Below are 14,215 nucleotides of genomic sequence, written 5' to 3'. Positions count from 1 at the left end.
GCAACGCTTATGCCGGAATGTGAGTCGGCTTATGCCCCCACGGCCAGTGCTTCGGCCGGGGTGGCCCGCACCATGCGCTTGAGCTCCGGCACGCACGACCCGCAGTTGGTGCCGCATTTCAGCGTCCCTTGCAGCGCCGCCAGCCGCTCGTCGGCGCTGCCGGTGCAGCGCAGCAGCTCGGCCTCGATGGCGCGGTCGGTCACGTTGAAGCAGGCGCACACCGGCTTGCCGCGCGACTGCACGGCCACCGGCGCGCGGGCGCCCGGCGACAGCAGCAGGCGGCCGTAGCTCTGGGCCGGCAGCTCCTCGCGCAGCAGGGTGGCGATCCAGGCTTCGGCGCTGGTGTCGCCGCCCAGCAGGAAGGCTTCGAGCCCGGCGCTGCCGTCGGCGCGGCGCACCAGCCGCGCGGCGCGGCGCTGGCCGCGGCGGTGGTCGGCGTAGCGCAGGGTGTCGGCGGTCTGCAGGCCCAGCAGGGCTTCGATTTTTTCGACCAGCGCGGCGTCGGGCGCGTCGTGCGCGGCGGCGCGAAAGAGCACGCCGCTGCGTTCTTCTTCGCCGGGCGCATTGCCCGCGAACGGCACGCAGGTGGCGAAGGGGAACAGCGCCATCAGCGGCTGCAGTGCGCGCTGCGCCGTGAGCGCGTCGCCGGCGGGCAGCCAGGCCATGGCCAGCAGCGACCACGGCAGCTCGGCCTTGAGGATCTTCACGGGCGTGTGCTTGAGCTCGGGTTGCTTCGAGGTCGGGCAGTAGGCCGGCGTGGTGAGCGCGTTGATGCCCGCGAGCCGCACGCCGGTCGACGAGCAGCCGCTCAGGTACTCCTCGCCCCAGTGCATGGCGACGAAGGCCTGGCTCAGGCCGATCTCGGCGCTGGCGCGCGCCGGCAGCAGGATCGAGCCGCGTTTCGATGTGAGGTGCACCAGGTTGCCTTCGGCGATCTGGCGGCGCGCCATGTCCTGCGCGTTCATCTGCACCACGGGCTCGGCCACGTGGCCGAACAGCTTGCCGACCGTGCCGGTGCGGCTCATGCCGTGCCACTGGTCGCGCAGCCGGCCGGTGTTCAGCGAGAAGGGAAAGCGCGCCTCGCGCGCCTCGGCCACGGGCTTGTAGGGCGTGTCGACAAAGCGCGCGCGGCCGTCGGGCGTGGGGAACACGCCGTCTTCGTACAGGCGCACGCGGCCGGTGCGCTCGCCTTCCTTCAGCGGCCATTGCTGCGGGCCGGCGTTCTCGAGCATCGCGTAGCTCAGGCCGGTGATGTCGAGGTCGCGCCCGCGCGTGGATTCGCGGTGCTCGTTCCAGACCGACTCGGCGCTCTCGTACGGGAACAGCGTGAAGCTGCGGCCCAGCTGCTGTTCGAGCCGGCGCGCGAAGGCCACACCGATCGACCAGTCGTTGCGCGCCTCGCCCGGCGCCGGCACGGCCGGGCGCACGCGCGAGATGCGGCGCTCGCTGTTGGTCACGGTGCCTTCCTTCTCGCCCCAGGTGGTGGCGGGCAGCAGCAGGTCGGCGAAGGCGCAGGTGGCGGTGGTGGCGAAGGCTTCCTGCACCACGACGAACTCGGCGCGTTCGAGCGCGCGGCGCACCGTGGCCTGGTCGGGCATCGACTGGGCGGGGTTGGTGCAGGCGATCCACAGCGCGCGGATCTCGCCGTCGGCCGCGGCCTGGAACATCTCGACGGCCGTCTTGCCGGGCTTCTCGGGCACCGAGGGCACGCCCCACAGCGCGGCCACTTCGGCGCGGTGCTCGGGGTTGGCCAGGTCGCGGTGTGCGCTCAGCAGGTTGGCCAGGCCGCCCACCTCGCGCCCGCCCATCGCATTGGGCTGGCCCGTGAGCGAGAACGGGCCCGCGCCGGGCTTGCCGATCTGGCCCGTGGCCAGGTGCAGATTGATGAGCGCCGCATTCTTCGCCGTGCCGCTGGACGACTGGTTCAGTCCCTGGCAATACAGGCTCAGCGTGGCGGGCGAGGTGGCGAACATGCGCGCCGCCGCGAGCAGGTCGTCCTTCGGGATGCCGCACACCTGCGCGACGGTGTCGGGCGTGCAGTCGCGCACCGTGGCCTTCAGCGCGTCGAAACCGTTCGTGCGGGCCGCGATGTAGGCGGTGTCGGTCCAGCCTTCCCACAGCATCAGGTGCAGCATGCCGTGGAACAGCATGACGTCGGTGCCGGGCTGGATCGGCAGGAACAGGTCGGCGATCTCGACCGTGTCGGTGCGGCGCGGGTCGGCCACGACGATCTTCAGCGCCGGGTTCGCGGCCTTCGCGTCCTCGATGCGGCGGAAAAGTATGGGGTGCGCCCACGCCGTGTTGCTGCCCACGATGAACAGGCACTCGGCGTGCTTCAGGTCGTCGTAGCAGGCCGGCGGCGCGTCGGCGCCCAGCGTCTGCTTGTAGCCGGCCACGGCGCTGCTCATGCACAGGCGCGAGTTGGTGTCGATGTTGTTGGTGCCGACCAGGCCCTTGGCCAGCTTGTTGAAGACGTAGTAGTCCTCGGTGAGCAGCTGGCCCGACACGTAGAAGCCGACCGCGTCGGGGCCGTGGTCGCGCACCACCTGCGCGAACTTGCCGGCGGCGAGGTCGAGCGCGTGGTCCCACGCCACGGGCGCGGGCGCCTCCTTGCGCACGAGGCGCTGCAGGGGCTGCAGCAGCCGCGTCTGGCGCGTGACGGTCGCGCTGGCCGTGAGGTGCAAGGTCGAGCCCTTGGTGCACAGGCGCCCGAAGTTCGCCGGGTGGTCGGGGTCGCCGCGCACGCCGGTGATCTGGTCGCCCTGCGATTCGATGATGACGCCGCAGCCGACGCCGCAGTACGGGCAGGTGGAGCGCGTCTCCTGGGTCATGCGGGCCTCAACCTTCTTCCGGGGACAGGACCGTCACGGCGGCCAGGCGCTGCGGTCCGGCGACCGGGCGCTCCAGGTCGAGCGCGTGCGTGGCCAGCTCGCCGGCGTCCAGGTGCACCACGCCGTCTTCCAGCTTCACCGCGAACTTCGGCGTGCAGCCTTCGTCGGGTGAGCGGGCGCAGCCGTCGTCCAGGCCGATGGCCCAGTTGTGCAGCGGGCAGGCCACGCTGGTGCCGAACACGATGCCCTGGCTCAGCGGGCCGCCCTTGTGCGGGCAGCGGTCGAGCAGGGCGAAGACCTGGTCCTCGGCATTGCGGAACACGGCCACGTCCAGGCCGGCGGGCCGCATCACGCGGCGGGCGCCGAGCACGGGGATGTCGTCGAGGCGGCAGATGGCTTTCCAATCGCTCATGGTGGGGCTCTCTTGTCTTTGGGGGCGGGCGCGGGTCAGGTCTTGATCTCGGCGTACAGGCCGGTCACGCGGTCCATGATCGCGAGCAGGTTCTCGCTGCTCACGAACACGTCGGACATCAGCGCGGGCGAGGCGCCCGCACCGTCCAGCCGCTGCAGGCCGCGGTTGAAGAACATCCATTGCGCATCGGCCAGCACCAACTCCTGGCGGATCTGTGCGGTGGCCTCGGGCGCGTTGCGCAGCAGTTCGAGCGCGGCCAGGAATTCGGTGCGTGCCTTGGCGATCTCTGCGGTGCTGCCGGCCGGGTCGATCTGCATCGCCGCGGCCAGGTAGCACTTGGCCATGCGCTGCGACAGCATGCGCTGGCGCCCCGCGATGTTGACCAGCCGCCCGACCGGCTTGCCCGAGGCGGCCTCGTACTGCGCCGTGCCCTGGTGGGCCAGCGCGAGCACGGCGGCGTCGAGCGCCACCACCCGCGCGGCGGCCTCCCGGCCGGGTGCTGCGTCGGCCAGCTCGGTGCGGAAGGCGCGCCAGGCGCCGTCCAGACCGTCGTAGGTGGCGCGCAGTGCGGGTGTCGGCGCGAAGGCCTTGAGCTCGCCGAGCTGGCGCTCGAACAGCGCCACGGAACGGTCGAGCACCTGCTGCGCGCTGCGCGGCTCCACCTTCTGCACCAGCGCGAGGTAGGCCTTGCTCGCGCGCTGCGACAGCATGCGCTGGCGGCCGGCCTTGTTGATGGCGTCGTTGAGGTCGGCCACTTGCGCACGGGCGCCCACCGGGGCGAGTGCGGCGAGGGCGAAAGATGCGATGAAGAGTCGTCGTTTCAAGCGGTCACTCCGATCACACGCTCAGCGGCGCAAACTGCCGCACATCCACCGAGGCCTGCGCCGATTCGAACCACGGGTCGGGTTCGCCGTCGAGCGCGAACTGCAGCCGCTCCCACAGCGACTTGCGGCCCTCGGCGTCTTCGAGGATCTTCTTCTTCACGTAGTCCAGCCCGACGCGGCCGATGTAGTGCACGGTGCGCTCCAGGTACCAGCCTTCCTCGCGGTACAGCTGCAGGAAGGCGCCGGCGTGTTCCATCACTTCCTCGGCGGTCTTCACCTTCACGAGGAACTGCGCCACCTCGGTCTTGATGCCGCCGTTGCCGCCCACATAGAGCTCCCAGCCCGAGTCGACGCCGATCACGCCCACGTCCTTGATGCCGGCCTCGGCGCAGTTGCGCGGGCAACCTGACACGGCCAGCTTGACCTTGTGCGGCGAGTACATGGCCCACAGCGCGCGCTCCAGGTCCTTGCCCATCTGCGTGCTGTCCTGCGTGCCGAAGCGGCACCACTCGCTGCCCACGCAGGTCTTTACCGTGCGCAGCGACTTCGCATAGGCAAAGCCCGAGGGCATGCCGATGTCCTTCCACACGCCTTCGAGGTCTTCCTTCTTCACGCCCAGCAGGTCGATGCGCTGGCCGCCCGTGACCTTGACGGTCGGGATCTTGTACTTGTCGGCCGCATCGGCAATGCGCCGCAGTTCGTCGGGCGTGGTGTGGCCGCCCCACATGCGCGGGATGACGGAGTAAGTGCCGTCCTTCTGGATGTTGGCGTGGCTGCGCTCGTTGATGAAGCGGCTCTGCGGATCGTCCTTCGCTTCTTTCGGCCAGGTGCTGATGAGGTAGTAGTTGACGGCCGGGCGGCAGGTGGCGCAGCCGTTGGGTGTGCGCCAGCCCATGCCGCGGTAGACCGCGTCGTGCGTGAGCCAGTGCTCCTTGCGGATCGCGTCGCGCACGTCCTGGTGGCTCATGTCGGTGCAGCCGCAGATCGCCTTCTTCTTCGGCGTGGCCGAGTAGTCGCCGCCGGCCGTGAACATCAGGATCTGCTCGACCAGCCCGGTGCACGAGCCGCAGCTGGCGCTGGCCTTGGTGTGCTTCTTCACCTCGTCGAGCGTGAACAGGCCCTTCTCCTTGATGGCCTTGCAGATGGTGCCCTTGTTCACGCCGTTGCAGCCGCACACCTCGGCATCGTCGGGCATGCTCGCGGCCTTGCTGTGGCCCTCGTGGCCGGTGTCGCCGATGTTCGATTCGCCGAACATCAGCTTGTCGCGGATGTCGTGCACGCTGCGCCCATCGCGCAGCAGCTTGAAGTACCAGCTGCCGTCCACCGTGTCGCCGTACAGGCAGGCGCCGATGAGCTTGTCGTCTTTCAGAACCAGCTTCTTGTAGACGCCGCCGAAGGGGTCGCTCATCACGATCTCCTCGGTGCCTTCGCCGCCCATGAACTCGCCGGCGCTGAACAGGTCGATGCCCGTGACCTTGAGCTTGGTGGACGTGAGCGAGCCGAGGTAGCGGCCGATGCCGAACAGCGCCAGGTGGTTGGCCGCCACCTTGGCCTGCTCGAACAGCGGCGCGACCAGGCCGTAGGCGATGCCGCGGTGCGCCGCGCATTCGCCCACCGAGTAGATGCGCGCGTCGGTCACGGTCTGCATCGTGTCGGTGACCACGATGCCGCGGTTGCAGTGCAGGCGCATCTTCTCGGCCAGCTCCACATTGGGGCGGATGCCCACGGCCATCACCACGAGGTCGGCTGCCACTTCGGTGCCGTCCTTGAAACGGATGGCCTTCACGCGGCCATCGTCGCCACCGACCAGGTCCTGCGTCTGCGCGCCCATGAGGAACTTCAGGCCGCGGTCTTCGAGCGATTTCTGCAGCAGCTTGCCTGCGACGTCGTCGAGCTGGCGCTCCATGAGCCAGGGCATGACGTGCACCACCGTCACAGTCATGCCGCGCAGCATCAGGCCGTTGGCGGCTTCCAGGCCGAGCAGGCCGCCGCCGATGACCACGGCGTTCTTGTGCGTGCGCGCGGTCTCGATCATGTAGTCGGTGTCGGCGATGTCGCGGTAGGCGATCACGCCCTTCAGGTCCTTGCCGGGCACGGGCAGCATGAAGGGGTTCGAGCCGGTGCACATCAGCAGGCGGTCGTAGGGCGCCTCGGTGCCATCTTCCGCGCGCACGATGCGGTTCACGCGGTCGACCTCGACCACCTTCTTGCCGGCGTGCAGCGTGATGTGGTTGTCGCTGTACCACTCCCAGCTGTTGAGCACGATCTCGTCCACCGTCTGCTCGCCCGCGAGCACGGGCGACAGCAGGATGCGGTTGTAGTTGGGGTGCGGCTCGGCGCCGAAGACGGTGATGTCGTACAGGTCGGGCGCGATCTTCAGCAGCTCTTCGAGCGTGCGCACGCCGGCCATGCCGTTGCCGACCATCACGAGTTTCATTTTCTTCATGGGGCGGGACCTTTCAGGGAAATCAACCGAACGACGGCCCGCGGCGCGCGGTCAGAATCGCGCCATGAGCTTTGAAGTGGACATCGGCTACAGCAGCCAGCGCGGGCCGCGCGACGCGAACGAGGACTTCGCCGGCACGGTGCATGCGCCGGCCGGCGACGAGGCGCGCGGGCTCATTGCGGCGATTGCCGACGGGGTCTCGAGCGGCGGACGCGGCCGCGAAGCGGCGCAGACCACGGTGATGGGCCTGCTGGCCGACTACTTCGCCACGCCCGCGACCTGGGAGCCGACCGCCGCGCTCGACCGCCTGATCGGCGCGCAGAACGGCTGGCTGGCCGACCACAACCGCCGGCGCCAGGGCAAGCAGGAGGGCGCCGGCACGGCGCTCACCACGCTCACCGCGCTGGTGCTGCACGGCCAGAGCTACACGCTGGCCCACGTGGGCGACACCCGCGCCTGGCGCGTGCGCGCCGACGGCGAGCCCGCGCAGCTGCTCACGCAGGACCACGCCTTCGACCACCCCGACATGCGCAGCCGGCTCACGCGCGCCATCGGCCTGGACGACCAGGTGCGCGTCGACTACCTGCAGGGCGACGTGCGCGTGGGCGACTGCTTCGTGCTCAGCACCGACGGCGTGCACGCCGTGCTCAAGCCGCAGCAGGTGGCCGCGCTCGCGCTGCAGGGCGACGCCGAGGCAGCAAGCGAAGCGCTGGTGCAGGCGGCGCTCGACGCCGGCACGCGCGACAACGCGACCGCGCTGGTGATCCGCGTGGTGGGGCTCGACGCGCGCCAGCTCGACGACGAACTCGGCGACGGCCGCCGGCTCGCACCGCCGCCGTGGCTCAAGGTGGGCGATGTGCTCGACGGCTACGTCATCACCGGGCTGGTGGCCGACACCGGCGTGCACCTGCTGTACCAGGCGCGTCATCCGGTCACGCGCGAACTCGTTGCGCTCAAGACCTTGCACCCGTCGCGTGCTAGCGACCCGCAGGAGCGCGCGATGCTGGCGCACGAGGCCTGGCTGGGGCAGCGCGTGGGGCAGGGCGGCGGCTTCGTGCGCGTGCACGAGCGCGCACCCGACGCCAGCGCGCTCTACATCGTGTTCGACTGGCACGGCGGCCGCACGCTCGAGCAGATGCGCAAGGACGGCACGCGCGGCACCGTGGCCGAGGTGGTCGCCGCGGCCATCGAGGTGAGCCGTGCGCTCGGGCGGTTGCACCGCCACGGCGTGGTCCACCGCGACATCAAGCCCGGCAACCTGCACCGGGGTGACGACGGGCACTGGCGCATCCTCGACCTGGGCGTGGCGATCTCGGGCCGCGAAGGCGCGGCGCAGCGCGAGCTGCATGCGGGCACGCCGAGCTACATCAACCCCGAGCAGTGGGAAGAGGGTGGCGTGGCCGATGCGGGCAGCGACCTGTTCGCGCTCGGCGCCACGCTCTACCAGTGGCTCGGCGGGCACCTGCCCTACGGCGAGATCGAGCCCTACCAGGTGGCGCGCTACCGGCGCGACCCGGTCGCGCTCTCGCGCCTGCGGCCCGACGTGCCCGTGTGGCTCGACCACCTCGTGCGCAAGGCCGTGGCCCGCGACCCGCGCGAACGCTTCGAAACCGCCGAGGAGATGCTGCTCGCGCTGGAGCGCGGCGCCTCGCGCCCCGTGAACGCGCCCGCCGCCACACCGCTGATCCGCCGCGACCCGCTCGCTCTGTACCAGCTCGCGCTCGGCGTGTCGGTGCTGTTCAACGTGCTGCTCATCGTGTGGCTGCTTTTCTTGCCACGTTGAGCGGGGGCGGGCGAAGAGGCTCATGAACGGGCGGCCTTGCGAACGGGCGAGGGCTTGGCAACCGCAGGGGCTGGCGTGACGCGCGCGCGTCCGCCTTTTTCGGCCCAGGTGCGTGTCCAGCGGATCTGCATCACGCGCATCACGCCCAGCATCGCCAGCGAGAGCGCACCGAAGAACACGAAGCCCCAGGCATAGCTGCCCAGGTACTGCTTCGACAGGCCCATGGCGTTGGGCACCAGGCCGCCGCCGAGGGCGCCGATCTCGCCGATCATCGAGCCGGCCACCGCCGTGCTCGTGGGCCAGCGCAGCGGCACCAGCTGGAACAGCGCGCCGTTGCCCGCGCCCAGCGCGGCGAAGCAGACGATGAGCAGCAGCGTGGTGAGCGCCAGCGAGCCCGACGAGAAACCCACCAGCACGAGGCCCACGGCCACCACCAGCAGCACCACCGTGAGCGTGTTCACGCCGCCCCAGCGGTCGGACAGCCAGCCGCCCACGATGCGCACCGCCGCGCCCATGAAGGCCGCGAGCATCGTCAGCTGGCCGGCCTGCACCTTGCTCACGCCGAACTGGTCGTAGTAGTACGAGGGCAGGAAGGTCGTGAGGCCGATGAAGCCGCCGAAGGTCACGCCGTAGATCAGGCTGAAGACCCAGCCGTCTTTCTCGAACAGGCAGGCGATGTGGGCGCGGAAGCTGCCGTGCGGGTCCACGTCCGGCGGCTCTTTCGCGAAGAACACCATCACGACCATCGGGATGAGGATCGCGACGGCGGCCACGCCGTACACCGCCTGCCAGCCCAGCCAGTTGGCCAGCGGCGGCGCCACCAGCACCGACACGGCCGTGCCCACGTTGCCCGCGCCCACCAGGCCCATCGCCAGGCCCTTGTGCTGCGGCGGGAACCAGCCCGAACCCAGCGACAGCGCCACGCCGAAGCTCGCGCCCGCGATGCCCAGCAGCACGCCCATGGCGAGCAGGTCGTTGAAGCTTTTCACGAAGAAGAAGCCGAACAGCATCGCCACGGCGATGAGGCCCATCTCGACCAGCGTGGCCTTCTTGCGGCCGATGTACTGCGACAGCAGGCCCAGCGGAAAGCGCATGAGCGCGCCCGCGATGATCGGCACCGACAGCATCAGGCCCTTCTGCGCGGGCGAGAGGTTGAAGGTCTCGCCGATGAAGGGCGCCATGGCGCCGTTGAGCACCCAGATGCAGCAGGAGAACGAGAAGTACAGGAAGGCCGCGAACAGGGTCGGACTGTGGCCTGACTGCAAGAAATTCCTGAAACCGGACATGGCGTTCAAAGGTGCAAAAAGCCGCGGCGCGACCGGGGAGCGGCCGTGTCGACGGACAGGGGTGGAGTCGGGAGGCCGGCGGCGAATGCCGTCGACATGGGGGTGAGCCCGGCCTGAGGAGGGCCGGGTTGGATGCAGGAACCTGCAGCCTCACCAAAGCGGTGCTTCGTTACACCGTGCCCCCTTCGATGCAAGAGGCGTGCCTGCGAATGCAGGCTGGCGTGGCCTATGCTTCCCGGGCCTTGCCACACCTTGCCGCCATGTCCCTTCTCGTCGTCCTTTCCCCTGAACCCGCTGAAGGCGAGCCCTTGCCGGCGTCGCTGCAGCAGTCGATCGATGCCGCGGGCGTCGCGGTGCTCGGGCGCGCGGGCTGCCACACGCTGGTGCAGCGCACGCAGGCGCTTGCACCGTCGATGGTCCTGGTGCATCTGGATGCAACAGAGCCGCAGCTCGACGCGCTGCTCGAAGCGCTGGCCCCCTGGGGAGGCGCACCGCCGTGCGCCCTGGGCGTGATGAGCGCGCCGCTGGACGGCGCGCAGCATGCGGCGCTCGTGGCCGCGGGCGTGCACGGGTGGGTACCCATCGAGAGCGCCGGTGCGCTCGCCGCATTGACCGCGCAGGCGCAGGCCCGCTGGACCCGCGAGGCCACGCTGCGCACCGAACTCGACGCCCTGCGCACGCGCATGGACGAGCGCAAGTGGGTCGACCGCGCCAAGGGCCTGCTGATGTCCGCGCGCGGCATCGGCGAGGACGAGGCCTTCGGCCTGCTGCGCGGCGCCGCGATGCACGCCAACCTGCGGCTGGGCGAGGTGTCGCGCTCGGTCATCGAGGCCGCGCAATGGGCCGAGGCGATCAACCGCGCGGGCCAGCTGCGCATGCTCTCGCAGCGGCTGGTGCGCGTGGCGGCGCAGCTCGCGGCCGGCATCGATGCGCAGCGCGCGCGCGTGCTGCGCACGCAGTCGACCGAACGCGTGCAGCAGACGCTGGATCATCTGACGGCCCTCGAGCTGGGCCCGGCCGGCGTGCAGGCGCTCGGCGAGGTGCAGGCCGCGTGGCTCGCGCTGGCCGCGCTGCTGGTTGCCAAGCCCGCATCGCAAGGGCTGGCCGCGATCGATGCGCGCGGCGAGGCCTTGCTGTCGGCGGCCGAGGCGCTGACGGACGCGCTGGAGGCCTCGGGTGCGCGGCGCGCACTGCGCATCGTCAACATCTGCGGGCGGCAGCGCATGCGCGCACAGCGGCTGGCCAAGGACGCGCTGCTGGCCTCGACGCTCGCGGCCGGCGCCTCGCGCGAGCGGCTGTTGCCGACCATGAACGAATTCGAAGCCGCGCTGCTGGAGCTGGAGCGCGCGCCGCTCAGCTCGCCCGAGATCCGTGCCGGGCTGGCGAGCGCGCGCGACGAGTGGCTGCGCCTCGTCGGCGGCGTGCAGGCGCTCGACAGCCCCGAGGGGCGCGCCACGCTGGTGCGCTCCAGCGAAGCGCTCGTGGACACCTTCGAGCGCCTGACCGGGTGGTACGAGCACAGCCTGCAGGTCATCATGTCCTGACGCCGGTTGTGCGGCACCTCCTGGGTCAGGCCGCAGCCTTCTCCACATGCGCCTGGCGCGTGTAGAGAAAATCGATCACCGCCTTGCGCGCATGCACATAGGCCGGGTCTTCGGCCAGTGCGACGCGGTTGCGCGGACGCGCGATCTCCACCGCCAGCACGTCGCCGATGGTGGCGGCCGGGCCGTTGGTGAGCATCACGATGCGGTCGCTCAGCAGCACGGCTTCGTCGACGTCGTGCGTGACCATGACGACCGTGCTGCGCGTCTTCTGCACGATGGCGAGCAGCTCGTCCTGCAGCTTGGCGCGGGTGAGGGCGTCGAGCGCGCCGAAGGGCTCGTCCATCAGCAGCACCTTGGGTTCCATCGACAGCGCACGGGCGATGCCCACGCGCTGCTTCATGCCGCCCGAGATTTCGCCGGGCCGCTTTTGCGCCGCGGGCGTGAGGCCCACCAGCGCGAGCGCCGCGTCGGTGCGCTCGCGCAGTTGCGCCTTGTTCTCGGTGGCCGCGAACACGCGCTCGACCGCGAGGTACACGTTCTCGAAGCAGGTGAGCCAGGGCAGCAGCGAGTGGTTCTGGAACACCACGGCGCGCTCGGGCCCCGGGCCCTTGATCTCCTTGTTGGCGCACAGCAGCACGCCCTGCGTGGGCGTGGTCAGGCCGGCGATGAGGTTCAGCAGCGTCGACTTGCCGCAGCCCGAGTGTCCGATGAGCGTGACGAACTCGCCCTTGGCCACGTTCAGGTTCACGTCGCGCAGCGCGACGAAGCGGCCCTTGGGCGTCTTGAACGCCTGTTCGACGTTGTGGATCTCGATGTACTTGCTGTCGTCGTTCATGACTTCACCTCTTCGAACGTGAATGCGGTGGCGAGCTTGATGAGCGCGAACTCCAGCACCAGGCCGACGATGCCGATCACGAAGATCGCGATGATGATGTTGGCGACGTTGAGGTTGTTCCACTCGTCCCACACCCAGAAGCCGATGCCGACGCCGCCCGTGAGCATCTCGGCCGCGACGATCACCAGCCACGCGGTGCCCACGGCCAGGCGCACGCCGGTGAGCATGTAGGGCAGCACGGCCGGAAAGAGGATCTTGGTGAGGATCTTCCATTCGCTGAGGTTGAGCACCTTGGCCACGTTCATGTAGTCGCTGGGCACGCGCTGCACGCCCACGGCGGTGTTGATGACCATCGGCCAGATCGAGCAGATGAAGATGGTCCAGATCGCGGCTGGGTTGGCGCCCTTGAACACCAGGAGCCCGATGGGCAGCCACGCGAGCGGCGACACCGGGCGCAGCAGGCTGATCAGCGGGTTGAACATGCGCGAGAGGAACTCGAAGCGCCCGATGGCAAAGCCGGCCGGAATGCCGACCGCCGCCGCCAGGCCGAAGCCCAGCGCCACGCGCTGCAGCGACGACAGCACGTTCCAGCCCACGCCCTGGTCGTTCGGCCCCTTGCTGTAGAACGGATCGCTGAACACCGTGAGCGCCTGCTGCCAGGTGGCCAGCGGCGAAGGAAAGCCGGTGGTGCTTTTCATGGCCACGATCTCCCACACCAGCACCAGCAGGCCGAAGCCCAGGAACGGCGGGAGCACGCGCATCCAGAAGGCGCGCAGGTCCAGGGGCGTGCGGGTGCGGGGCACGGGTGCCGCCGCCGCAACGGCCGTAGCGGGGGCGGGTGCCAGGGGCCTGGACACCACGGGCGCGGCGACCTGCGAGGCCACGGCGTCGAGCGGGGAATGGAAGACAGCGCTGACCATGGTGCGTTTCTCCTCAGACATGGAGCTTGAAAGACTCGGCGTACTTCTTCGGGTCCTTGCCGTCCCAGACCGTGCCGTCGAAGAGCTTGCTGGTGCGCAGCACGTCCTTGGGCACGGGCGTCTGCGTGGCGGCGGCGGCCTGCTTGTAGATGTCGATGCGGTTGATCTCGGTGGCCACCTTCAGGTAGTCGGGGTGCTCCTTCAGCAGGCCCCAGCGCTTGTGCTGCGTGAGGAACCACATGCCGTCCGAGAGGTACGGGAAGTTCACGGCGCCGCCGTTGTAGAACTTCATGTGGTTGGGGTCGTCCCAGCTCTTGCCCAGGCCGTTGGTGTAGCGGCCCAGGATGCGCTGGTTGATGGCGTCCACGCTGGTGTTGACGTAGCTCTTGTCAGCAATGGTTTCGGCCATCTTGTTCTTGTTCTGCAGGCCGGTGTCGATCCACTTGCCGGCCTCGAGGATCGCGGCCGTGACGGCGCGCGCGGTGTTCGGGTACTTCTTCGTGAACTCCGCGGTGCAGCCCAGCACCTTCTCGGGGTGGTCCTTCCAGATGTCCTGGGTGGTGATGCCGGTGAAGCCGATGCCGTCCATGATCGCGCGCTGGCCCCAGGGCTCGCCCACGCAGTAGCCGTCCATGTTGCCCACGCGCATGTTGGCCACCATCTGCGGGGGCGGCACGGTGATGTTCTTCACGTCCTTGAACGGGTCGATGCCGGCCGAGGCGAGCCAGTAGTAGAGCCACATGGCGTGCGTGCCGGTGGGGAAGGTGTGGGCGAAGGTGTATTCGCCCTTTTCCTTGGCGATGAGCTTGGCGAGCGAGGCCGCATCGACCGCGCCCTTGTCGGCCAGCTTCTTCGACAGCGTGATGGCCTGGCCGTTGTTGTTCAGGGTCATGAGCACGGCCATGTCCTTCTTCGGCCCGCTCACGCCCAGGTGCATGCCGTACACGAGGCCATAGAGCACGTGGGCCATGTCGAGGTCGCCGTTCACGAGCTTGTCGCGCACGCCGGCCCAGCTGGCTTCCTTGCTCGGCACGATCTTCACGCCGTACTTCTTGTCGATGCCCAGCACCGAGGCCATCACCACGCTGGCGCAATCGGTCAGCGGGATGAAGCCGATCTTCACTTCTTCCTTCTCGGGCTTGTCCGAGCCCTGGGCCCAGACGGCGGCGCGCAGCGCGGGGTCGATGCCCACGGCGCCGAGGGCGGCGGCCTGCAGCACGCGGCGCCGGCTCAGTTTGGTTTTCAGCAGCAGATCGGACATGGGCGGGGCTCCAGAAGTGAAAGACAAAAACGAAAAGGCGTCCGCACCGCGCAGGGGCTGCTCGTGAACGAGC

10 protein-coding genes are annotated in these 14,215 nt (G+C 69.6%); 2 read left to right on the top strand and 8 right to left on the bottom strand.

Features of this window, described 5'->3' with window-relative positions; translation table 11 throughout:
- Positions 1 to 29: 29 nt before the first annotated feature.
- The 4 genes from AC57B8_RS04770 to nirB are packed head-to-tail and all read right to left on the bottom strand — an operon-like array spanning position 30 to position 6,513.
- The gene (locus AC57B8_RS04770) at positions 30 to 2,831 is read right to left on the bottom strand and encodes a nitrate reductase (protein WP_496478826.1); all 2,802 of its coding nucleotides are present in this window, start codon (positions 2,829 to 2,831) and stop codon (positions 30 to 32) included.
- A gap of 7 nt (positions 2,832 to 2,838) precedes the next feature.
- A complete protein-coding gene (gene nirD / locus AC57B8_RS04765) occupies positions 2,839 to 3,243 on the bottom strand; it encodes a nitrite reductase small subunit NirD (protein ID WP_062475470.1) in 405 nt (134 codons plus the stop codon).
- A 35-nt stretch (positions 3,244 to 3,278) separates the two neighbouring features.
- Complete coding sequence (locus tag AC57B8_RS04760; protein ID WP_496478825.1) at positions 3,279 to 4,067, bottom strand: type IV pili methyl-accepting chemotaxis transducer N-terminal domain-containing protein; 789 nt, start codon at positions 4,065 to 4,067, stop codon at positions 3,279 to 3,281.
- Positions 4,068 to 4,080: 13 nt separating this feature from the next.
- The gene (gene nirB, locus AC57B8_RS04755) at positions 4,081 to 6,513 is read right to left on the bottom strand and encodes a nitrite reductase large subunit NirB (protein WP_496478824.1); all 2,433 of its coding nucleotides are present in this window, start codon (positions 6,511 to 6,513) and stop codon (positions 4,081 to 4,083) included.
- 64 nt (positions 6,514 to 6,577) lie between these two features.
- Between nirB and AC57B8_RS04750 the strand changes: the two genes are divergently transcribed.
- Complete coding sequence (locus AC57B8_RS04750) at positions 6,578 to 8,296, top strand: bifunctional protein-serine/threonine kinase/phosphatase (protein ID WP_496478823.1); 1,719 nt, start codon at positions 6,578 to 6,580, stop codon at positions 8,294 to 8,296.
- 20 nt (positions 8,297 to 8,316) lie between these two features.
- Here AC57B8_RS04750 and AC57B8_RS04745 read toward each other — a convergent pair whose 3' ends face one another.
- On the bottom strand, positions 8,317 to 9,582 hold the full coding sequence (locus AC57B8_RS04745; protein WP_062475477.1) for an MFS transporter: 1,266 nt from the start codon (positions 9,580 to 9,582) through the stop codon (positions 8,317 to 8,319).
- 260 nt (positions 9,583 to 9,842) lie between these two features.
- On the opposite strand from AC57B8_RS04745, the gene AC57B8_RS04740 reads away from it, so the two are divergent.
- A complete protein-coding gene (locus tag AC57B8_RS04740; RefSeq protein WP_496478822.1) occupies positions 9,843 to 11,126 on the top strand; it encodes a type IV pili methyl-accepting chemotaxis transducer N-terminal domain-containing protein in 1,284 nt (427 codons plus the stop codon).
- Between the two features lie 25 nt (positions 11,127 to 11,151).
- Here AC57B8_RS04740 and AC57B8_RS04735 read toward each other — a convergent pair whose 3' ends face one another.
- The 3 genes from AC57B8_RS04735 to AC57B8_RS04725 are packed head-to-tail and all read right to left on the bottom strand — an operon-like array spanning position 11,152 to position 14,142.
- On the bottom strand, positions 11,152 to 11,961 hold the full coding sequence (locus AC57B8_RS04735; RefSeq protein ID WP_496478821.1) for an ABC transporter ATP-binding protein: 810 nt from the start codon (positions 11,959 to 11,961) through the stop codon (positions 11,152 to 11,154).
- Positions 11,958 to 12,881, bottom strand: coding sequence for a nitrate ABC transporter permease (ntrB, locus tag AC57B8_RS04730; protein WP_496478820.1), 924 nt, complete (start codon positions 12,879 to 12,881; stop codon positions 11,958 to 11,960). The genes AC57B8_RS04735 and ntrB overlap by 4 nt, the downstream gene beginning before the upstream one ends.
- Before the next feature lie 13 nt (positions 12,882 to 12,894).
- Positions 12,895 to 14,142, bottom strand: a complete 1,248-nt coding sequence (locus AC57B8_RS04725) for a CmpA/NrtA family ABC transporter substrate-binding protein (RefSeq protein ID WP_062475451.1) — start codon at positions 14,140 to 14,142, stop codon at positions 12,895 to 12,897.
- Positions 14,143 to 14,215: the final 73 nt, after the last annotated feature.

Source organism: Variovorax sp. BGA-UO-ETr-C22 (genome assembly GCF_059567965.1).
This window is presented reverse-complemented; position numbering and strand designations above follow the sequence as displayed.

What these genes read in the sequence shown, in the direction of transcription:
- ntrB (WP_496478820.1), bottom strand. Translation starts at nt 12,881, where the DNA reads ATGGTCAGCGCTGTCTTCCATTCCCCGCTCGACGCCGTGGCCTCGCAG.
- AC57B8_RS04770 (WP_496478826.1), bottom strand. Translation starts at nt 2,831, where the DNA reads ATGACCCAGGAGACGCGCTCCACCTGCCCGTACTGCGGCGTCGGCTGC.
- nirB (WP_496478824.1), bottom strand. Translation starts at nt 6,513, where the DNA reads ATGAAGAAAATGAAACTCGTGATGGTCGGCAACGGCATGGCCGGCGTG.
- nirD (WP_062475470.1), bottom strand. Translation starts at nt 3,243, where the DNA reads ATGAGCGATTGGAAAGCCATCTGCCGCCTCGACGACATCCCCGTGCTC.
- AC57B8_RS04750 (WP_496478823.1), top strand. Translation starts at nt 6,578, where the DNA reads ATGAGCTTTGAAGTGGACATCGGCTACAGCAGCCAGCGCGGGCCGCGC.
- AC57B8_RS04735 (WP_496478821.1), bottom strand. Translation starts at nt 11,961, where the DNA reads ATGAACGACGACAGCAAGTACATCGAGATCCACAACGTCGAACAGGCG.
- AC57B8_RS04725 (WP_062475451.1), bottom strand. Translation starts at nt 14,142, where the DNA reads ATGTCCGATCTGCTGCTGAAAACCAAACTGAGCCGGCGCCGCGTGCTG.
- AC57B8_RS04740 (WP_496478822.1), top strand. Translation starts at nt 9,843, where the DNA reads ATGTCCCTTCTCGTCGTCCTTTCCCCTGAACCCGCTGAAGGCGAGCCC.
- AC57B8_RS04745 (WP_062475477.1), bottom strand. Translation starts at nt 9,582, where the DNA reads ATGTCCGGTTTCAGGAATTTCTTGCAGTCAGGCCACAGTCCGACCCTG.